20 protein-coding genes and 3 tRNA genes are annotated in these 19,852 nt (G+C 62.0%); 14 read left to right on the forward strand and 9 right to left on the reverse strand.

Annotated features, from left to right (window positions below; all coding sequences use genetic code 11):
* Nucleotides 1–82: 82 nt before the first annotated feature.
* Both J2T57_RS17215 and J2T57_RS17220 read right to left on the reverse strand, forming a co-directional pair.
* Nucleotides 83–159, reverse strand: a tRNA-Arg gene (locus J2T57_RS17215).
* Between the two features lie 98 nt (nucleotides 160–257).
* Nucleotides 258–333 (reverse strand) — tRNA-Ala (locus J2T57_RS17220).
* Between the two features lie 50 nt (nucleotides 334–383).
* On the opposite strand from J2T57_RS17220, the gene J2T57_RS17225 reads away from it, so the two are divergent.
* Together J2T57_RS17225 and J2T57_RS17230 are read left to right on the forward strand one after the other, a co-directional pair.
* Nucleotides 384–1,055 carry a TIGR04283 family arsenosugar biosynthesis glycosyltransferase gene (locus J2T57_RS17225; RefSeq protein WP_253482119.1) on the forward strand — a complete coding sequence of 224 codons (672 nt, stop codon included), beginning with the start codon at nucleotides 384–386 and terminating at the stop codon, nucleotides 1,053–1,055.
* Between the two features lie 126 nt (nucleotides 1,056–1,181).
* Nucleotides 1,182–1,796 carry a hypothetical protein gene (locus J2T57_RS17230; RefSeq protein WP_253482121.1) on the forward strand — a complete coding sequence of 205 codons (615 nt, stop codon included), beginning with the start codon at nucleotides 1,182–1,184 and terminating at the stop codon, nucleotides 1,794–1,796.
* On the opposite strand, the gene J2T57_RS17235 is transcribed toward J2T57_RS17230, so the two are convergent.
* Both J2T57_RS17235 and J2T57_RS17240 read right to left on the reverse strand, forming a co-directional pair.
* Nucleotides 1,786–3,156: an MATE family efflux transporter gene (locus tag J2T57_RS17235; RefSeq protein WP_253482123.1), complete on the reverse strand. Its 1,371-nt coding sequence runs from the start codon at nucleotides 3,154–3,156 to the stop codon at nucleotides 1,786–1,788. The two genes, J2T57_RS17230 and J2T57_RS17235, sit on opposite strands and share 11 nt — an antisense overlap.
* Before the next feature lie 27 nt (nucleotides 3,157–3,183).
* A tRNA-Leu gene (locus tag J2T57_RS17240) sits at nucleotides 3,184–3,270 on the reverse strand.
* A gap of 102 nt (nucleotides 3,271–3,372) precedes the next feature.
* Between J2T57_RS17240 and queA the strand changes: the two genes are divergently transcribed.
* The 5 genes from queA (at nucleotide 3,373) to secF (ending at nucleotide 8,904) form a co-directional block, all read left to right on the forward strand.
* Nucleotides 3,373–4,416 carry a tRNA preQ1(34) S-adenosylmethionine ribosyltransferase-isomerase QueA gene (queA, locus tag J2T57_RS17245; RefSeq protein WP_253482125.1) on the forward strand — a complete coding sequence of 348 codons (1,044 nt, stop codon included), beginning with the start codon at nucleotides 3,373–3,375 and terminating at the stop codon, nucleotides 4,414–4,416.
* 17 nt (nucleotides 4,417–4,433) lie between these two features.
* Entirely contained in the window at nucleotides 4,434–5,540 is a 1,107-nt protein-coding gene (gene tgt, locus J2T57_RS17250; protein ID WP_253482142.1) for a tRNA guanosine(34) transglycosylase Tgt, read from the forward strand.
* Nucleotides 5,541–5,695: 155 nt separating this feature from the next.
* Nucleotides 5,696–6,049, forward strand: coding sequence for a preprotein translocase subunit YajC (gene yajC / locus J2T57_RS17255; RefSeq protein ID WP_253482158.1), 354 nt, complete (start codon nucleotides 5,696–5,698; stop codon nucleotides 6,047–6,049).
* A 26-nt stretch (nucleotides 6,050–6,075) separates the two neighbouring features.
* The gene (secD, locus tag J2T57_RS17260; RefSeq protein ID WP_253482161.1) at nucleotides 6,076–7,956 is read left to right on the forward strand and encodes a protein translocase subunit SecD; all 1,881 of its coding nucleotides are present in this window, start codon (nucleotides 6,076–6,078) and stop codon (nucleotides 7,954–7,956) included.
* Nucleotides 7,957–7,971: 15 nt separating this feature from the next.
* Nucleotides 7,972–8,904 carry a protein translocase subunit SecF gene (gene secF / locus J2T57_RS17265; RefSeq protein WP_253482164.1) on the forward strand — a complete coding sequence of 311 codons (933 nt, stop codon included), beginning with the start codon at nucleotides 7,972–7,974 and terminating at the stop codon, nucleotides 8,902–8,904.
* A 28-nt stretch (nucleotides 8,905–8,932) separates the two neighbouring features.
* Here secF and J2T57_RS17270 read toward each other — a convergent pair whose 3' ends face one another.
* The gene (locus J2T57_RS17270) at nucleotides 8,933–9,463 is read right to left on the reverse strand and encodes a porin family protein (protein WP_253482167.1); all 531 of its coding nucleotides are present in this window, start codon (nucleotides 9,461–9,463) and stop codon (nucleotides 8,933–8,935) included.
* A gap of 18 nt (nucleotides 9,464–9,481) precedes the next feature.
* Nucleotides 9,482–9,874 carry a hypothetical protein gene (locus J2T57_RS17275; protein WP_253482170.1) on the reverse strand — a complete coding sequence of 131 codons (393 nt, stop codon included), beginning with the start codon at nucleotides 9,872–9,874 and terminating at the stop codon, nucleotides 9,482–9,484.
* A 204-nt stretch (nucleotides 9,875–10,078) separates the two neighbouring features.
* Here J2T57_RS17275 and J2T57_RS17280 point away from each other — a divergent pair, with 204 nt between their 5' ends.
* A complete protein-coding gene (locus J2T57_RS17280) occupies nucleotides 10,079–10,660 on the forward strand; it encodes a TetR/AcrR family transcriptional regulator (RefSeq protein ID WP_253482173.1) in 582 nt (193 codons plus the stop codon).
* Here the strand turns inward: J2T57_RS17280 and J2T57_RS17285 are convergent.
* On the reverse strand, nucleotides 10,657–10,839 hold the full coding sequence (locus J2T57_RS17285; RefSeq protein ID WP_253482176.1) for a hypothetical protein: 183 nt from the start codon (nucleotides 10,837–10,839) through the stop codon (nucleotides 10,657–10,659). The two genes, J2T57_RS17280 and J2T57_RS17285, sit on opposite strands and share 4 nt — an antisense overlap.
* A gap of 290 nt (nucleotides 10,840–11,129) precedes the next feature.
* On the opposite strand from J2T57_RS17285, the gene rbp reads away from it, so the two are divergent.
* The 5 genes from rbp to J2T57_RS17310 all read left to right on the forward strand — a co-directional run bounded on the left by rbp (nucleotide 11,130) and on the right by J2T57_RS17310 (nucleotide 16,864).
* On the forward strand, nucleotides 11,130–11,405 hold the full coding sequence (rbp, locus tag J2T57_RS17290) for an RNA-binding regulator (RefSeq protein WP_253482179.1): 276 nt from the start codon (nucleotides 11,130–11,132) through the stop codon (nucleotides 11,403–11,405).
* Nucleotides 11,406–11,539: 134 nt separating this feature from the next.
* Nucleotides 11,540–12,670, forward strand: coding sequence for a peptidase C39 family protein (locus J2T57_RS17295; RefSeq protein WP_253482182.1), 1,131 nt, complete (start codon nucleotides 11,540–11,542; stop codon nucleotides 12,668–12,670).
* A complete protein-coding gene (locus J2T57_RS17300; protein WP_253482185.1) occupies nucleotides 12,645–14,120 on the forward strand; it encodes a RimK family ATP-grasp domain-containing protein in 1,476 nt (491 codons plus the stop codon). Before J2T57_RS17295 ends, J2T57_RS17300 begins: the two co-directional genes overlap by 26 nt.
* Nucleotides 14,121–14,144: 24 nt before the next feature.
* Nucleotides 14,145–15,848, forward strand: a complete 1,704-nt coding sequence (locus tag J2T57_RS17305; RefSeq protein WP_253482188.1) for a L,D-transpeptidase family protein — start codon at nucleotides 14,145–14,147, stop codon at nucleotides 15,846–15,848.
* Nucleotides 15,849–15,931: 83 nt separating this feature from the next.
* Nucleotides 15,932–16,864 (forward strand): D-Ala-D-Ala carboxypeptidase family metallohydrolase, encoded by a 933-nt coding sequence (locus J2T57_RS17310; protein WP_253482191.1) that lies wholly within the window; start codon nucleotides 15,932–15,934, stop codon nucleotides 16,862–16,864.
* A 12-nt stretch (nucleotides 16,865–16,876) separates the two neighbouring features.
* Here the strand turns inward: J2T57_RS17310 and J2T57_RS17315 are convergent, their stop codons facing one another.
* Both J2T57_RS17315 and suhB read right to left on the reverse strand, forming a co-directional pair.
* Nucleotides 16,877–17,941 carry a polysaccharide deacetylase family protein gene (locus tag J2T57_RS17315; RefSeq protein WP_253482194.1) on the reverse strand — a complete coding sequence of 355 codons (1,065 nt, stop codon included), beginning with the start codon at nucleotides 17,939–17,941 and terminating at the stop codon, nucleotides 16,877–16,879.
* A 99-nt stretch (nucleotides 17,942–18,040) separates the two neighbouring features.
* Nucleotides 18,041–18,844 carry an inositol-1-monophosphatase gene (gene suhB / locus J2T57_RS17320; protein ID WP_253482197.1) on the reverse strand — a complete coding sequence of 268 codons (804 nt, stop codon included), beginning with the start codon at nucleotides 18,842–18,844 and terminating at the stop codon, nucleotides 18,041–18,043.
* Between the two features lie 141 nt (nucleotides 18,845–18,985).
* Here suhB and J2T57_RS17325 point away from each other — a divergent pair, with 141 nt between their 5' ends.
* Nucleotides 18,986–19,738 (forward strand): RNA methyltransferase, encoded by a 753-nt coding sequence (locus tag J2T57_RS17325; protein ID WP_253482200.1) that lies wholly within the window; start codon nucleotides 18,986–18,988, stop codon nucleotides 19,736–19,738.
* Nucleotides 19,739–19,852: the final 114 nt, after the last annotated feature.

Genomic DNA, 19,852 nt, shown 5'->3' on the forward strand with positions numbered 1-19,852 from the left:
GCCCACTGGAGCTGTGATGGATGTCCCGGGTCATGGATGAACATGCCTGGGACCATGTGCCCGGTACGGACACAATGAGGACTGGTGCCCTGGGCAGGATTCGAACCTGCGACCTACCGCTTAGGAGGCGGTTGCTCTATCCGACTGAGCTACCAGGGCGCGCGGCGGCAGTATAACGAAGGGCTGGGCTTCGGAGAAACGTATGGCAGGTTTCGAAATCAAAAACGGAGGCGTTGCGCCTCCGTTTTCGAGTAAAGTGGTGGAGCCGGGGGGAATCGAACCCCCGACCTCGTCATTGCGAACGACGCGCTCTCCCAACTGAGCTACGGCCCCGATTTCGGCGAGAGTGTAGCACCAACCTTTCAGAGGACAAAGCCCCTGCCATGCAGGTGTCGGTGATCATTCCCACCCTCAACGAAGCCACTGCTTTGCCGGATCTGCTGAACCGTCTGGCCAGCCTTCGGGGTGCCGCTAACGAGATCATTGTGGTCGACGGTGGCAGCAGTGACGGAACGCCGCAGCTGGCCCACGGCCTGGCGGACAAGGTGCTGGAGACCGCACCAGGTCGTGCCATGCAAATGAATGCCGGCGCGGCCGTTGCCGGCGGAGACATGCTCTGGTTTGTCCACGCCGATACCCTGCCAACCGGGCAGGCTCTGGATGTGATGCAGTCGCTGCAAGCGCAGGCTGAGTTCTGGGGGCGTTTCGATGTCTCTATCAGCGGTCGGTCGGGTTGGTTGCCCATTGTCGCCTTTTTCATGAACCAACGATCCAGACTGAGCGGCATCGCAACTGGCGATCAGGGCATGTTCGTCCACCGTCGCCTGTTCGAGGCAGTCGGTGGTTTTCCGGCTCAGCCCCTGATGGAGGACATTGCATTAAGCAAGATTCTCCGTCGCCGAGCGGCTCCGCATTGCCGCCGCGAGCGGCTGGAAACCTCCGGTCGGCGCTGGGAGCAGCGAGGCGTCTGGCGCACGATACTGCTCATGTGGCGTCTCCGGCTGGCCTACTTTCTGGGGGCTGATCCGGCACAGCTGGCGGCGCGATATCGCTAGCCTCCAATCCTCGCAGCGCTCGAGGCCGCGATTTGACTCGAGGGCGAACGTGCGACTATTTCAGTGTCTCCTTCAAGGTGCGTATCATTCCCGCATCCATTCACATCACGAGCATGAGGCAGATTGATGAGTAAAACCGGTGAGCCGTTGACCCCTGAAGAAGCGCGGGAGTATGAAGCGCCGATGCGCCGGCAGTTGTGGTTGGGCCTTGCCGGCTTTGTTGCACTGGTGGTTATTCTGATCATTATCACCATGGAGGCGCGCATTCGCGCTTCGCTGGCAGAGCCGCAACCGAGCGCAACCATGGATGCAGGCCTGAGTCAGGTGGTACAGGACATGATGCCCCTGCCGGACCGGCTGCGCCGTATCGAGGTGAATACCGGCGATGGTGACGGCGGCCAGGTTTTCTACAATGTGTTACTGCGTGACCGGGAAGGCCGGGCCTTCTACCACGTCGGTTTCCAGGCAGACACCATTGAAGTGGTGCGCGGAGGCGCGCGGGATGGGTCGGCCGTGAACTTCGAGGTGCGTCTCGATGTGGAACGCGACGGCACGATCAGTGGCGTCTACCGGCAGGATCGGGGCATGCATGCCGAGCGCTATCAGGCCCTGCTCGGTAGTCTCGTCCGTCAGACGCTGGTTGCCAACCAGACCCACAACGTCATGTCGATTCCACCGGTGCCGGAAGGAGAGTGGAGCACCGAGGAACTCCGCGACTCCTGGCGGCACATTATGGATTAGCGTCAGTGCTTCTCGCGGGCGTCTGGGGAATCCAGCGCCCGCGTCGCCATTCCAGCCAGAAGACTCCACCCAGCAGCGTCGAACGCACGACAATGAACCCCGTGAAGGCAAGCCACAGACCGTGGTTGCCCATTTCCTGTGTCACAAACCACAGTGGTAGATAAGCGCCGATCACCGCGAGCAGCATGGTGTCCCGCATCTCCTTCGTGCGCGTCGCGCCGATGAAGATACCGTCCAGCAGGTAGCTCCAGACCGCCAGTAACGGCATCACCACCATCCAGGGCAGAAAGATCGCGGCCATGTCGCGCACTTCGCCGATGTCGGTGAGCATGGCAACGAGTAAATTGCCGCCCAGGGCGAAAACCAGGGCAAAGGCACCGGCAACCCCCAGGGACCACTCCGCAGCGGCTCTGACGTGGGCTCGGAACAGCCTGATGTCACGGCGTCCGACGGCGCGCCCCACCAGAGATTCCGCTGCGTGGGCGAATCCATCCAGCCCGAACGAGGTGAGCATGATGAATTGCATCAGCACCGCGTTCGCCGCAAGGATCACATCGCCCTGTCTCGCACCCTGGCTGGTGAAGAAGGCCATGGCGAAGAGCAACAGCAGGGTGCGGATGAACAGCGCACTATTGACGGAGAAGAGTTCCCGATAGGCGGCGAGGCGGGATAACTCGGGTACGGGCAGTCGACCGCCAAGACGCCGCAGGGTGCGCAGGCAAAGCCACAGCCCCAGGGCCAGGGCGGAGTAATCGGCGATGACGCTCGCCAGCGCCACACCGTCGACAGTCATGCCCAGGCCAAGCACGAACACCAGATCGAGAACGATGTTTACCAGATTGTTGACCAGCATGAGCCAGAGCGTGAAGCGGCTGTTACCGAGGCCCAGGAACCAGCCGATCAGCACATAGTTGGCCAGCACGGCTGGCGCACTCCACATGCGTATGGTTGCGTATTCCCGGGCGAGATCGGTGACTTCGGGGCTGCCGTCCAGCAACCACAGGCCGAGCGTGACCAGCGGAATCTGCAGGGCAATGAGCAGGATGCCGAGGGCGAATGCGACCAGCAGCGCCTGTGCCAGAACAAGCCGCTGCCCTGAAGTGTCTTCGGCACCGGTGCGCTGCGCGGCGAGGCCGGTTGTGCCCATGCGCAGAAAACCGAAACCCCAGTACAGAAAGCTGAACAGCATTGCGCCCAGCGTGACTCCACCCAGATAGCGGCTATCCGGCAGGTGGCCCATCACGGCGGTGTCCACAAGGCCGAGCAGGGGAACGGTCAGGTTGGAGAGAATCAGGGGCCAGGCAAGCAACCACACGGTGCGCCGATGACTGCTCGGCGTATCCGGATTATTGCTGTTCATGGGCAGGAGGGGTTGTTGCAGGCCATTTGGTGCCGGGAGTGGGACTCGAACCCACACTCTGTCGCCAGAACCGGATTTTGAGTCCGGCGCGTCTACCAGTTCCGCCATCCCGGCAGTCGGAGGCGAGAGTATACTCGCGATCCGCGGATCAATGCCATGGTCCGCCAGAAATTGGCGACTACGGCGTCGTCGGGGCCTCTGCTACCATACCGCGCCATGCGCCTGACCGACTTCCACTACGAACTGCCGGACGATCTTATCGCCCGCTATCCTGCCGCGGAGCGCAGCGCAAGCCGCCTGCTCTGCCTGGACGGGGAGAGCGGCGCATTGCTGGATCGTCGCTTTTCCGATCTGCCGCAACTGCTGCGTGCCGGAGACCTGCTGGTGCTCAATGACACCCGTGTCGTGCCGGCCCGCCTTTTCGGTCGGAAGGCCAGCGGCGGTCTGATCGAGGTCATGATCGAGCGGGTCATGGATAGCCGACATGCCAGTGCCCGCGTGCGTGCCAGCAAATCGCCCAGGCCCGGTGCCGAGTTGTTGCTGGATGGCGGCGCCCGCGTACTGGTGACCGGCCGTGACGATGATCTGTTTCTGCTGGAAATGTCCGAAGGGCCCGGCTTTCCTGCGCTGATGGAGGCGAGCGGTCATATGCCGCTGCCGCCATATATCCGGCGTGCCGACGAAGCCATTGATCGGGAGCGCTACCAGACTGTTTACGCCCGTGAGCCCGGAGCAGTCGCAGCGCCGACGGCTGGCCTCCATTTTGATGAGGCCTTGCTGGCGGCGGTGGAACGGGTGGGGGTGTCGCTTGCCAGGATTACCCTGCACGTGGGAGCGGGCACCTTTGCGCCGGTGCGCGTCGATGACGTCACCACCCACCGCATGCATAGCGAGACACTGACCGTCAGCGCCGCGACCTGCGAGCAGATTGCCGAAACCCGGGCCGGTGGTGGGCGTGTCATCGCGGTGGGGACGACCGTGGTGCGGGCACTGGAATCTGCCGCAGCCACCGGTACGCTCGAGGCCTACAGCGGCGAAACCGATATCTTCATCTACCCCGGTTACCGCTTCCGGGTGATTGACGGGCTGTTGACCAATTTCCACCTGCCGGAGTCCACACTGCTGATGCTGGTCTCGGCTTTCTCCGGTCGTGACAACATCCTGGCTGCCTATCGGCACGCGGTGGCCGAACGGTATCGGTTTTTCAGTTATGGCGATGCCATGTTCCTCCACCCCCCACACCCGAGTGCCGGTCGATGACGGTATCCAGTCCATTCATGACGTTTCAGGTTTCCGCCACCGACGGTTCCGCCCGGCGCGGACAACTGCGTTTCGCCCGGGGGACCATTGAAACACCGGCCTTCATGCCTGTGGGTACCTACGGCACCGTCAAGGCCATGACGCCGGAAGAGCTCGAATCCCTGGGCGCGGAGATCATTCTCGGCAATACCTTTCATCTCTGGCTCCGGCCGGGGACTGAAGTCATCGCCAGTCACGGTGACCTGCATGGCTTCATGCACTGGGAGCGCCCGATCCTTACGGATTCCGGCGGATTTCAGGTCTTCAGTCTGGGAAAGCTGCGCAAGATCGAAGAGGCGGGCGTGACCTTTCGCTCTCCAGTGGACGGATCCCGCGTCTTCATGGGGCCGGAGGAGTCCATGGCAGTGCAGCGGGCCCTGGGCTCCGACATTGTCATGATCTTCGATGAGTGCACGCCCTATCCGGCCACCGAGGCCGAGGCGCGCCAGTCCATGGAGCTTTCCCTGCGCTGGGCCGAGCGCAGTCGGCGTGCTCACGGTGACAATCCGTCTGCATTGTTCGGCATCGTCCAGGGTGGTGTTTACCCGCAGCTGCGCACCGCGTCGCTGAATGGGCTCACGGACATCGGCTTTGACGGATACGCTATTGGCGGGCTTGCCGTTGGCGAGCCGGAGCATGAGCGAAACGCCATGCTGGAGCACCTGTCCGGCCGCCTGCCGGCCGAGCGCCCACGTTACCTGATGGGGGTGGGGCGCCCGCAGGACCTGGTGGAGGGAGTATTGCGAGGTGTCGACATGTTTGACTGTGTCATGCCGACGCGCAATGCACGCAACAGCTTTCTATTCACACGGCAGGGAACGTTACGGCTGCGAAACAGTCGATTCCGGAATGACACCCGGCCCATCGAGGAAGATTGCGCCTGTTACACCTGCAGGCACTACTCGCGGGCCTATCTCAAGCATCTGGACAAGTGCAACGAGATTCTGGGTGCACGGTTGGCAACCATACATAATCTGTTTTTCTATCAGCGCCTGATGCGTGAGCTCAGAGAGGCCATTGCCGGTGGCCGGCTGCGTGGCTACGCCGAGGATTTCTATGCGCGATTGGCACTCGGCGTCGATTGAGCGTCCAATCCGACCGTGGGCCGTGGCATAATGCGCCGCTGATTTGACGACCGACGCAGCCGCAGGCATTGTCTGTGACCGTCGAATGGAGCCCGTACGCCCGATGGTGTCGAGTCGGACGGGTATCCTGCTACAACTAGAGACGAGGCAAGTTCATGGATTTCTTTATTTCTCCGGCAATGGCCCAGTCCGGCGACGGCGGCGGCAGCATGATTGGCCTGCTGTTCCCGATCCTTCTCATCGTGATCTTCTACTTTTTGTTGATCCGGCCGCAAACCAAGCGCGCCAAGGAACACCGCAACATGGTGGCCAGCCTGGACAAGGGCGACGAGATCATCACTCAGGGTGGCCTGCTCGGGCGCATCAAGGATGTCGGCGATACCTTCCTCACCCTCGAACTCGCCGATGGCGTGCAGGTTCGGGTCCACAAGGAATTCACGGCCAAGGTCATGCCCAAAGGCACCATGAAGGGTAAGGACGTGCCGGCGGAAGAAGCGAAAAAAGCCTGATCAGGGCATTGCGAGGCTGAGGCGAGATGAACCGGTACCCCCTCTGGAAGTTCGCGGTGCTGATCGTGGCCATCGTGTTGGGCACGTTGTACGCACTGCCCAACCTGTTCGGCGAGGATCCCGCCGTCCAGGTCACCATCGAGCGCGCGGAGGATACGCCGGATAACGTTCAGCAACGGGCGTTGGCGCTGCTTGAGGAATCGGGGGTCGCGGTCGTCACCTCGCAGATCGAGGGCGACAGCGTGCTGTTTCGTCTGGAGAGCGATGACGACCAGCTCTCTGCCGCAGACACCCTGCGGGGTGAATTCGGCACTGGCTATACGGTGGCGCTCAATCTTGCACCGGCGACTCCGGCCTGGTTGACGGCGCTGCATGCACAGCCCATGTATCTGGGACTCGATTTGCGCGGTGGCGTGCACTTCCTGATGCAGGTCGACATGGATGAAGCGGTCACCCAGCATATGGATGGCCTCGCCACTGACTTCCGCAATCAGCTCCGTCAGGAGCGCATTCGCTTCAGCAGTATCGAACAGGATGCCGATGACCGTCAGGTCGTGATTCGCTTCCGCAACGCGCCGGAGCGCGAGCAGGCGCTGGGCATCTTCCGGGAGAATGTGCGTACCATCGAGCCGGCCATGCGGCCGAGTTTTTCCCAGGAAGAGCGCGATGGTGACTTCTGGTTGATTGCCGAGGTCTCGGATGACGCAGTCAGCGATATTCGCAGCACTGCGCTGCAGCAGAACATGGCGACCCTGCGTAACCGGGTAAACCAGTTGGGTGTCGCCGAACCGGTGATCCAGCGGCAGGGTTCCGATCGAATCGTCGTGCAGTTGCCGGGTGTTCAGGATACGGCCCGTGCCAAGGCCATCATCGGCGCTACTGCCACCCTCGAGTTCCGCATGGTGCACGAGGATAACGACACCTGGCAGGGGTCCGGGGGGAGCGTCCCGTCCGACGCCCTGCGCTACGAAACGCGTGATGGTCAGCCGATCATCCTCGAGCGTGACGTCATGCTCACCGGGGATACCATCCGCCGCGCCCAGAGCGGCCTGGATTCGGAAACCAATCGCCCGCAGGTGAACATCACGCTGCGCAGTGATGCGGGTAACCGCTTCAACGAGGCCACCCGGCAGAACGTTGGCCGCCCCATGGCCACGGTCTTCATCGAGACGCGTAACGAGCCGCAGGAAGTCAATGGTGAGATCGAGAACGTGCGGGTGCGTACCGAGGAGGTGATCAACGTCGCCAACATCCTCGAACCGCTGCATACGCAGTTCCGTATTACCGGGTTGTCCAGTACCTCCGAGGCCCGGGATCTCTCGCTGCTGCTGAGTGCCGGCTCCCTGCGTGCGCCGATGGATATCATCGAAGAGCGCACCGTCGGCCCAAGCCTTGGGCAGGAGAATATCGATCAGGGCTTGATGGCCGTCACCCTGGGCTTCCTGCTGGTGGTTGCCTTCATGGCGTTCTACTACAAGGTGTTCGGGCTCATCGCGAACATGGCTCTGTTCCTGAACCTGGTCTTTATCGTGGCGGTACTGTCGCTGCTACAGGCGACACTGACGCTGCCCGGCATCGCCGGTATTGTTTTGACAGTGGGTATGGCGGTTGACGCCAACGTGCTGATATTCCAGCGCATTCGTGAAGAACTGTTTGCAGGAATGAAGCCGCGTGAGGCAATACACGCCGGCTATGCCAAGGCCCTGTCGACCATCGCCGACGCCAACATCACCACCTTGCTGGCGGCACTGGTATTGTTCATCTTCGGCACCGGCCCCATTCGTGGTTTCGCGGTGACGCTGTCCATTGGTATTGCCAGTTCGATGTTCACCGCGATAGTCGGCACGCGTGCGGTGGTCTATCTGCTCTATGAGCGCAAGAGCCGCCTCAAGCACTTGCCCATCTGACCGGGACACAGACTCATGTGGTTGTTCAAGAAGGACCCAAACTTCGATTTCATGGGCAAGCGCAAGCTCGCGTTGGCGGTGTCCATCGTGCTGCTCTCGGTGGCTGTGGCGGCACTGCTGATCCGTGGCCTGAATCTGGGGATCGAGTTCACCGGCGGCACTGTCGTCGAGGTGGGTTATCCGGAGCCGGCCAATCTCAGCGAGGTTCGGGTTGCCCTGGAGTCGGCCGGGTTCGAGGGTGCCGTGGTCCAGCACTTTGGTTCGGCCCGCGAAGTCATGGTGCGTTTGCCCACCGCCGAGGACGCCGCAGAACTGAGTAACCAGGTCTTGCGGGCCTTGCAGGCCGAGGAGTCCTCCGCGGAGTTGCGCCGCGTGGAATTCATCGGGCCCCAAATCGGGGAAGAACTGGCCCAGGACGGCATTCTGGCGATGCTCTACGCGTTGGGCGGCATACTCATTTACGTCTGGATCCGGTTTGAACAGCGGTTTGCCGCAGGTTCGGTGGCGGCGCTGATCCATGACATCACACTGGTCATGGGTGTGGTTGCACTGTTCCAGATCAGTTTTGATCTGAGTGTCTTGGCCGCATTGCTTGCGGTGGTGGGCTATTCGCTGAACGATACCATCGTCGTGTTCGATCGCATCCGGGAGAACTTCATCAAGATGCGCAAGGGCACCACCGAGGAGGTGATGAATACCTCCATCAACCAGACCTTGTCCCGCACGATCATCACTTCATTCACCACCTTGCTGGTGGTGGTTGTGCTCTATCTATTCGGCGGCGAGATGATCGCCGGCTTTGCCTTCACCCTGATGATCGGCGTGCTGGTGGGAACCTACTCTTCCATATTCGTTGCCAGTGGCTCGGCACTAGCCCTGGGTGTCAGCAAGTACGACTTGCAGCCCCCGGAGAAGGAAGGGGCCGAGGTCGATCAGAGTCAAGTGTGATCAGCCCCGGCGCCTGGGTCGATCGTACTCAGAAGCGCCAGCGGGCACCCAGGCTGAGGGCGGAGTAGTCATAGTCGGTTTCGTTGATATAACGAATCCAGTCGATATTCAGGGATGTGTTGTTGCTGACCTGGAAATCACCGCCAAAGCCGAATGACACGCTGGAGTCACGGTCGGAATCGTTCGCCAGCGTGTACTTCAGTTCGCTGAATCCGACCAGGCCGTAGAGTGACGTATAGCGAGTGATGGGGATGTCACCGCGTACGAAGAGGCCCATCAGATAGTCGAGTTCCAGCGTCGCGCCGTTGGAGCGGTCCGAACCCCCCGTCGCCGCATGCGCCTCTATCGCGAAATTCTCTGCAATGCGGCCGCCGAACTTGCCCCGAACGCCGAAATCCCGCCAGTTGCTTCCCCGATCCGGTGAAAAACTCCAGCCGTGCAGGTCAACGCCCAGGTAAAGATTCCCCTGGGATTGCGCCTGGGCCGGGCCGGCCAGGCTGACAGCCAGAAGGCCGGTGGCCATTGCGGTGTGCTTCAGGTGACGATGCAGACTGCCCATCGGGCCTCCTTGGATGAGTTACATGTGTCCCGTAGTAGACAGGACCGCGTCGAAGATGATCCATAGTACACACAGCATGATGATCAGTTGGGTGATGCCCATTGATACGTCCCGCATCGTGGCGCGGGGTGGCGGGTCCACGGCAAAGCGGCTGTTCTTGAGCTGGCCGCGTTCATGGAGGTCCAGCACCTCCAGGGCCAGCCGGTGTGCCCAGAACGGCGGTGGATCGCCGAACATGTACGGCCGGAAGTAACCCTCAAGCGCCTGACGCGTTGCACTGCTGCCGAACCACTCGCGGTAGGCGATGGCCATGAAATCGTATTCCGAGATCTCCAGCATTCCGGCCGCCTGAATCACATCCCGCGATTGCGGATCCAGGGGGGCCGGCGTCAGGCGAGGTAAGGGGTACATGCTGTCAGGCTTCCGCTGTGGTGCTCACCCTGTGCCATAGTTAACAGGGCCTGCGCGGCGAGCGATTGCGCCCGCGTCATGAAGAAGTTTAGCAGGGATCGCCCAGCAACCTGCCAATGACTGGAGGGAGCAGCTTCAAGAACAAGATCAGGTCGACCGCGTGCCGGGCCTGGCAGACGTCGGATCGTCCGTGGAGGAGAGTGGATGGACAATCAGACCATGAGCCGCCGTGATCAACTGCTCGAAACGGCGACCGAACTGTTCTACCGCAATGGCTGCCATACCACCGGCATTGACCGGGTGCTGGCAGAGGCTGGCGTCGCCAAGATGACGCTCTACAAGCACTTCAAGTCGAAAGAGAATCTCGTCCTCGCTGCAGCAGACCGCATCAATCAGCGGCTGCGCGAGGAGTTCGAAGCCGCGGTGGAGCGGGAAGGGCTGACGGCCCGGGAGCGCCTCCTGCGAATCTTCGAATTCATGGAAGAGTGGGGGCGACGCGAGGACTTCTGTGGTTGTCCCTCCATCAACCTGGCGGTGCAGTACCCGGAGGCTGACCACCCGGTTCATTGCGCCGCTGCCGATCACAAGCGCGCCCGCATTGCCTCCATCACGGAACTGGCCCGACAGGCAGGGGCACCCCGGCCGGAGTCCCTGGGCGAGCAACTGGTGCTTTTGATCGAGGGGGCGACGGTGATGGTGCAAGTGACAGGTGACCGGTCCCTGATCCGTCGTGCGGGGGAGGCTGCACGCACCCTCATCGAAGCGCAGCTCGGCGTTGAGCCTTAAACCAGGCTGACCAGCAGGATCACAAAGATGACGACCAGCAGCAGGGGTATCAGTGCACCGCGCCAGTCCTTCTCCTTCTGCTCGCTGGAGCGTTTCATGGATTCGCGCAGCCGCGGCAGAAAGAACATAACGAGCAGGGCGGCAACGGCGCCGGCCAGGACGACTTCCCAGGTTGCCATGTTGGGGTTCAAGATTTGCTCTCCAGGATTGTGTCGGACCATGCGCAGTCTGCCTGCTGGCCGCGTCTATCTCAATAATCGCGGCAGCGACAACTTGACGGCGGGGTGATCGTGGTCCATGCCTTTCAGACGGGAACAGGATGTTTCGGTGACCTGGCCCGGGAGGCCTCCTGTAGCGGCTCTTGGCATCTTGCCTGATCCCTCAATGAGTAAGCCTCCATCGATGGGAATGGTGGTCACGATGCGGTTGTGGACCGTCGCGTGTCCACCGATCAATGGAGTATGCAGCTGTGGTCAAGACGATTTACGTTGGCAACCTGCCTTATACGTCCACGGACGACGATCTACGCGCGCTCTTCGGAGAATACGGCGAGGTCAAGGCCGTCAAGCTGATTACCGATCGGGACACGGGGCGCCCCCGCGGCTTCGGTTTCGTCGAAATGGAGCCGGCTGAGGCAGATGCCGCAGTTGCCGCGCTGAACGGCCAGGATTACGGCGGCAGAACGCTGCGTATCAACGAGGCGCGGGCCCGGCACGGAGGGCCGCGAATGCGAAGAACGGGCTGAGTATTGCGTCTGGCCCGCCCGCCTGCGGAGTGACACCGTCATTCCGCAGGTCTCCGTTTGCCAGTGATAACCAGCGACTGCCCCAGGGCGCCGATACCTTGTAGACTGCGGGCCGAGACGCTGGAGACCCATGCATGATTCGCCCCGCTGCCCTTGATGACCTGTCGGGTCTGCTCGAACTCGAATCCCGAACGTTTGTCACCGACCGACTCAGCCGTCGGAGCTTCCGGCACCTGCTGACGCGTGCCCATGGTGTCACCCTGGTGGCGATGGACGGTGCGCGGCTACTCGGCTATGTGGTCGTGCTGTTCCGCCGCGGTGTTTCCCTGGCGAGACTGTATTCCATCGCCGTCGATCCCGACGCCAGGGGGCGGGGCATCGGTCAGGCGCTGGTGCAGGCCGCAGAGGAGGCCGCCATCGAAGAAGGTTGCGCCGAGATGCGTCTTGAAATCCGCCGCGATAACCCGGCTTCCATCGCATTGTTCGAGGGGCATGGCTACCGTTATTTCGGCGCCTATTCGGCGTATTACGAGGATGCCATGGACGCCGTTCGCTACCATCGCTTCCTCCTCCCCGCCACCGCCCCCGACCTGGTTCGCGTGCCTTACTATCGGCAGACCCTGGATTTCACCTGTGGCCCCGCGACCCTGATGATGGCGATGCATGCGCATGACGCCGCCATGGAACTCGACCGCATGCTCGAACTACGGCTCTGGCGTGAGTCCACCACCATTTTCATGACCTCCGGTCATGGCGGCTGTGGCCCCCATGGTCTTGCGTTGGCGGCCCGCCACCGCGGCTTCCCCGTTCGTGTTTACACGCCACAAGCCGGGCCCATGTTTCTCGATTCGGTACGCAGTGAGGAAAAGCGGGACGTGATGCGGCTGGTCCAGGAGGACTTCATCCGGGAACTTGGCGATGGCGGCGTGCCGATCGTGCCGCGGGCGGCCACGGTTGCTGAACTGGAGCGGGAGATCGGTCTGGGCGGTATTCCGCTGGTGCTGATCAGTTCCTATCGTTTGTACCGCGAGAAGGTGCCCCACTGGGTGGTGGTTTCGGGCGTCGATGAACGGTACGTTTACATCATGGATCCCTTCGTGGAAGACGACCTGGGCCGCAGTGAGACAGATAGCATCAACCTGCCAATCGGTCGCGAGGAATTCGAACGCATGTCCCGCTACGGTCGCTCCGCGGAGCGTGCCGTGGTGATCGTCTACCCGTTGGAGTCAAAGGCCCGAGATGGCGCAACTGCTGATCGTCGTTGAGAACGAAAAGGACTGGAAACCCTATTATCCGAGCGAGCGCCTCGTGTCCGCCAAGGATTACCTGTTCGGCGAGCACCGTGATGGGCCGGCGGGCACGCGGGTGATCAATCTCTGCCGCAGCTATCGCTACCTGAGTGTCGGTTACTATTGCTCCCTGCTGGCCGAGGCCCGTGGCCACAAGGTCATTCCCACGGTTCGCACCATCAATGATCTCAGCAAGCGGGCCATCTACAGCCTTGAAACCGAAGACCTGGACGCCTTGTTGCAGCGCGAACTCGGCCGTGCCGGGGCCAAGAGCGAGGCGTCGCTGACCCTGGATATCTATTTTGGCCGCACCAGTCACGCCGCCCTGGCCGACTTCGCCCGACAGATCTTCGAGACGTTCACCGCGCCGCTGTTGCGTGTGGAACTGCGACATCAGGGCAAATGGCGGATCAGCGGCATCAAGGCGGGGTCTCTGCATCGGCTTGAGGACAATCAGGAGGACGCCTTTGCCAATGCGCTGGATGCCTTCAGCAGCCAGGTCTGGCGCAAGGCCAGGGCGCGGAAACGCTATCGCTACGATCTCGCCGTGCTGGTCGACCCGGAGGAAAAGCTGCCGCCATCCAATCGCAAGGCGCTGAAATCATTCGAGAAGGCTGGACGTGATCTGGGTATCGATGTGGAGCTGATCGGCCGTGCCCAGTACGCCGAACTTGCCGAGTACGACGCGCTATTCATTCGTGAGACAACGGCCATATCGAACCACACCTACCGTTTTGCCAAGAAAGCCGAGTCGGAAGGTCTGGTGGTCATGGATGACCCCAGCTCCATCCTCCGTTGCACGAACAAGGTGTATCTGGCGGATCTTCTGAGAACCAACGATCTTGCGACACCGCAAACGCGCATCCTGCATGTGGATCAGCGGCGGATGCTCGACACACTGGGTGAGGAACTCGGCCTGCCGCTGGTGCTCAAGATCCCCGACGGCTCCTTTTCCCGTGGCGTCATCAAGGTCGAGGAGGCGGGCAAGTTGCGCGGCGCCGCCGAGGAGCTCTTCCGGCGCTCAGATCTCATCCTGGCCCAGGAGTATCTGTACACCGACTACGACTGGCGTATCGGTGTGTTGAACAACAAGGCCATCTACGCCTGTCAGTACTTCATGTCCAAGGGGCACTGGCAGATCTTCGAGCATCAGGCCGGTGGACGTGTGAAAGAGGGCGATGCCCGTGCCTTCCCGACAACCGAGGTGCCGCGTAGCGTGATCCGACTGGCCACTCGGGCAGCCTCATTGATCGGTGACGGGCTCTATGGGGTGGATATCAAGCAATCCGGCGACCGAGCTGTGGTGATCGAGGTCAATGACAACCCGAACCTCGACGCAGGCGTGGAAGACGGCTATCTGGGCGACGATCTTTATCGCATCGTGATGGAAGAATTCCTTCGGCGTATGGAGCTACGCCGTCATTGATTCACCAATTTCCCAGGGGGAAGATTGACGAGCAAGAATCGCGTGTTGCGTAGGATATGGCCGGGCAACCGTCTGTTGGCCCTGGCCTCGGGCCTTGCCCTGTTGGTTCTGCCGGTCGCCGACTCGTTTGCCGCCGAAGATCTTGACGAGCGTCTGCGCCATCGCATCGAGGTGGCGGCGCTCCACGATCAGGACGTGCCCATTGGTAATGGCACTTTGCCCGGTCAGGAAGCGGTCAAGGGCTTCTATGAGCGGCGCTTTTTCCAACCCGCCTGGGTCCGCGAGGATGGCAGCGTACCCCATGGGCGGGCACTGCTGGACGCCATTCGTGACGGCCGCGCCCACGGAATGGAGCCCGACGATTATCCGCTGGCCGCTCTTGAGGGCATGCTCGAAGATGCGGAGTCCGGCGACGCGACAACGCTGATGCTGCTTGATCTGGAGCTGCTACTCACGGGCACGTACCTGCTGTATGGCTCCCACAGCCTTTCCGGCCGCCTCAATCCGGATGATATCGACCCGGACTGGCGTATACGGCGGCGCGTGGGTGATCTCATGGCCTCGCTGGAATCCGCCGTGGCAAGCGGCGAAATCGCCGACAACCTGCAGGCGCTGTTGCCGCAAAGTGATCGTTATCAGGGACTGCGGAATGCCCTTGCCCACTATCGGGCTATTGATGAGGCTGGCGGCTTCATCGAGGTTGACGCGGGGCCGACGCTGCGCCCCGGTGATCGCGCCGAGCGGGTGGCGGCACTGCGTGGGCGACTGCAGCAGAGCAATGATCTCCCCGGCGATCTGGAGCCGCCGGACGATCCCACACTCTACGACGAGCGACTGGCGCAGGGCGTGCGCGCCTTCCAGCGTCGACATGGCCTCGATGTGGACGCCGTGGTCGGTCCTCGCACCCGGGAGGCCCTCAATGTGTCGGCTGAAGACCGCGTGCGGCAGATGCTGGTGAACATGGAGCGCTGGCGCTGGCTGCCCGAGGACCTGGGGGAGCGCTACATCCTGGTCAATATCGCGGGTTTCTCCATGGAGGTTGTGCGAGAAGGGGAAGTCGTCACCACCCAGCGCGTGATCGTCGGGCGGGACTACCGCCAGACCCCGGTGTTTGCGGGTCGGATGACCTATCTGGTGCTCAACCCGTCCTGGGAGGTCCCGAACAGCATTGCCACCCGGGATATCCTTCCCCAGGTGCGAAATGATCCCGCCTATCTCGAGCGCATGGGTTTTCAGGTGCTCCAGGGCTGGGGTGCCGCCCAGCGGGAAATAGATGCGCAAAGCGTGGACTGGCAGACAGTCTCGGCCCGCGGATTCCCGTATCGTTTCCGACAGAGGCCAGGGCCACTGAACGCGCTTGGACAGGTCAAGTTCATGTTCCCCAATCAGTACGCGGTCTACCTGCATGATACGCCGGCAAGGGATCTGTTCGATCGCACCGAACGGGCCTTCAGTTCCGGCTGTATCCGGGTGGAACGGCCGATGGAACTGACACGCCTGGTGCTGGATGACGCCCGTTGGGACAACGCTGCCATCAGTCGGGTGCTGGATGAGCGCCGCGAGCGCACGGTCACGCTGGCGCGGCCCTGGTCTGTCTACTTGCAGTACATGACGGCCTGGGTAGATGAAGATGGCGTCGTCAACTTGCGTCGCGACTTGTATGATCGCGACACGCGGGTTGCCAACGCTCTGGAGTCGGCGCCACCACAGTTCGCCGCCGCAGACTGAAGTTCTATTCCGAGGGCATACGGTTGAATAGCAAGACGGCTGGTCGATGCTCTCGCAGGGGGCAGGGCGGGTTGTTGTTGTCCGTGCTACTGGTCCTCTTCATGGCGCCCTGGTCCACAGCCCTGGCCAACCATGATTCGGCACGTCTTGATTTTTCAGTACGCTTTGGCGAGGACATCAATCCCTATCGGGTGATTGGTGTCTACCTGATGCCCGGCGAGAGCCTGGAGTTCGCAATCAGTCGCGGACACAGCAGCCGCTACCACATCGAAGATCCCAGTGGCCTGACGCGGGCAACCGGGCAGAACCGCTGGACCTTGCAGGCACCCCGGTCTCACGGTCTCCACCCCATACAGATCGTTCGCCTGGACAGCGGCGAGACCATGAATCTGAACGTCTTCGTCAAGATGCCGCGTCGGGACAAGCGCAACGGGAGGCTGAACGGCTACCGGGTGGGGAACTATCCGCGTGAGCCGCTCAGGGGCATGGACATCTATCAGCCGCCGCCGGGCTTCATCGAAGTCACGCCGGAAACTGCAGATGCCCTGGTGTCCCCACACTTCCGACTGGGTCAGTTCGTGTCCAAGCAGGGAGGGGAGTATCCCCGTTACGTGGTGCTCCGGCCCCGACTTCTGCTCCTGCTTGAGGCCATCCTCGAGGAGTTGCGTGCCGAGGGGCTGCCCGTGGCGACGCTAGAGGTCATGAGCGGTTTCCGGACGCCCTGGTACAACGGTCATATCGGCAATAGCCAGTACAGTCGACACGTCTGGGGCGGCGCCGCGGATATCTATATCGATCAGCGTGCACCCCATGGACGGATGGACGATCTCAATGGCGATGGCCGCAGTGACGTCAACGACGCCCGCTGGCTGGCAGCGGTAGTTGACAGATTGCAGCGTCGCTCCGGCCCGCAGAACTTCATGGGTGGCATCGGCATCTATGGCCCCCGACCGCATCGGGGACCGTTCGTCCATGTCGACGTCCGTGGCTTCGAGGCGCGATGGGAGTTCGAATAGGGCTGCCGCGCCTCAGTCTGCCGCCGGAGGCAACACCCACTGCTGGCTCAGCCAGTAGAAGCGCCCAGCCTCGGGTGAAGGTGCCGTGCAGTTGTAGCGGGTTCGCCCGGTAGGCAACTCTTCCGGCGCTTGCACCGCAAAGATTCGTGCCTCGCGGTCAATCCACTCGACATCAACCTGTCCCTGGCGGCTGACGAAGCAGGCCAACTGATCAAGGCGTGCCTCACTCTCGCCCAGTTGCACCGTCATGCGCGGCGGGGTGCCGTCGGCCAACTCAGGATCCCAGGGCTCCATCTCGGCCACAGGCAGGCCCTTTGACCGGGCCTTCTCCGAGAATTCATCAATGGCGGCATAATTCTCCGCCATCGGGAAGCGGGGTAACGCCCGGGCATCACTGTACGGGCCGATTGCTCCGGACTGCTGGCCCAGAGATACATAGCCCAGGTCCGCTGCCACTGCAGCGACCACTGCGTTGTACTCGCCATAGGGGTAGGCAAAGAGATCCACGATGCGCTCTGCGTCCAGTTCCTCGTCCAGCCTGGCCCGGGCGCGCAGCAAGTCTTCACGAACCCGTGTGCGGTAATCCTCGTCGGATTCACCGTTCTCCCGCCGCACCAGGTAATCATGGGTCGCGGAGTGATTGGCAAAGGTCGCGCCGTGCTCCTGCATTTCCCGCATCTGCTCCCAGGTCATGTACCCGGAGAGCCCCTCATCAATCGGATCCGTCGCAACGAAAACGGAGAACGGCAGTTCACGCTCCTTGAGGATCGGGTAGGCGTTGTCGTACACCGAGCGGTAGGCGTCATCAATAGTGATGGCCACGGTACGGTCCGGGACATTCCCGCCGGACTGCATGTGGTCAACGATACGCTCGATGGGCCAGACGGTGTAGCCCTCTTCTCCGAGATAGTCCAGGTGCGCCTCGAACTGCTCGAGCGTCACGTTGGTGGCCGGATACTGGTCCTCGCCAAAGCGGTGATACATGAAGGCCACCGCATGCCAGCCCCCGGCATGGGCGACTGCACTTTCCAGGGTGAGAACCAGGGTGCCCGCCAACAGGGCAATGAGTCGCTGCATGGATGTCCTCCTGTGGTTTTCCGGGTTGTCCTTCACACCAGAACTGGAGTCTAGTCCAAACTGTTGCCGTGACGAATCGCGTGGCTCGTCGCGGCGTGCTCAGTTGCGCTTGATCAGGTCCGGTGTGCAGTGGGGGCGGATCTCGCTCAGCAGGTCATGGAAGAGCTTGGGGCTTCCTGCCACCAGGTTACCGCTGACCATATAGGCTTCGTCACCGTTGAAGTCCCCAACCACGCCGCCTGCCTCGCGGACCAGCAGAGCGCCGGCGGCGATGTCCCAGGGTTGCAGGCCGATTTCCCAGAAGCCATCCAGGCGGCCACAGGCCACATAGGCCAGGTCCAGCGCCGCAGACCCTGCCCGGCGGACGTCGCCTGCGCGGGAACAGACAGCGCGGAACATTCCCATGTAGGCGTCCATGCGATCGGGATACTTGAAGGGAAATCCGGTGCCGATCAACCGCCCCTGGATGCTCTTGCTGTTGCGCACGCGGATCTTGCGCCCGTCCAGCGTGGCGCCTCCGCCCCGATGCGCAGTGAACAGCTCCTGGCGCAGCGGATCGTAGACCACGCCGACTTCAAGCTGCCCGCGTACCTGCAGTGCGATGGATACGGCGAAATGCGGAAACCCGTGGAGGAAGTTGGTTGTGCCGTCCAGCGGGTCGATGATCCAGACGTATTCCGCATCGCCCGTGTTGCCGGTTTCCTCGGCCATGATGGCGTGGTCCGGATAGGCCTTGCGCAGTACGTCGATGATCTCCCGCTCGGCCATGCGATCCACGTCACTCACGTAGTCGTTCAAACCCTTGGACTCGACCTGGACGCGATCAAGCCGATCCACATATCGCGTAATGAGATTGCCGGCACTGCGCGCGGCGCGCACGCCAATATTCACCATTGGATGCATGGAAAACGGCTCGATTTCGGCTTCGGGGAAACGGCGCGGAGCATAACAGGAAAGTGGGGCGGATTGAACGGGTATTCCGCCGCTCGGCAGGGGCCTGTAGACTAACGCGCCTTCGCCGAATGCGATATTCGAGACATCTTCATGCTGCCGGACAACGTCAGAATCGTGCTGGTCGAACCACAGCTCGCCGCCAACATCGGTTCCGCTGCCCGTGCCATGAAGACCATGGGGCTATCGGAACTGCACCTGGTGGCGCCGCGCCAGTGGCCGCATCCGGACGCTGCTGCCAGGGCTTCGGGCGCTGACGATCTGCTGGCTGGTGCGGTTGTCCATGAAAGCCTGATCGACGCCATCGCCGGGGCAGGGCTGGTGGTCGGGCTGACGGCGCGTAGTCGGACGCTATCCGCGCCACAGCATGCACCACGGCCCGGCGCCGCCGTCATCGCCCGGGAGAGCCTGCAGCACCCCGTGGCGGTGCTCTTTGGCCGCGAGCGTACCGGTTTGACCAATGAAGAGGTCGATCTCTGCCACCGTCTGATCCACATACCCTCCGTGCAGGGCTTCTCTTCCCTGAATCTCGCTGCCGCAGTGCAGGTCATGGCTTACGAACTGCGCCTGACCATGGTTGACGAGGACTCCGTGCCGCAACCGGCTTGCGAATGGCCACCGGCCACCGCTGATGACATGGAACGCCTGTATGACCACCTGGAGCGGGCCTTGATCAGGCTGGAGTTTCTGAACCCGGACAACCCGCGCGCCCTGATGCGTCGCCTGCGACTGCTGCTGGGGCGGGCCCGGCCCGATCACAACGAGTATCAGATTCTCCGCGGCATCCTTGCGCATGTGGAACTGGCCCTGGACGGAGAGCTTCCGCACCAGAAACGGGCGAAATGATTGGCCTGTCGGAATGGCCGCGCTACTATGAAGACATGAACATCTCCAACCTGCCAGCTTCGCTATCCACGCACTGTCGTTGTCGTCGCAACGCCTGACGTCGGCCGTTCGGCC

The sequence above is a fragment of the Natronocella acetinitrilica genome (assembly GCF_024170285.1).
GTDB lineage: Bacteria > Pseudomonadota > Gammaproteobacteria > Nitrococcales > Aquisalimonadaceae > Natronocella > Natronocella acetinitrilica.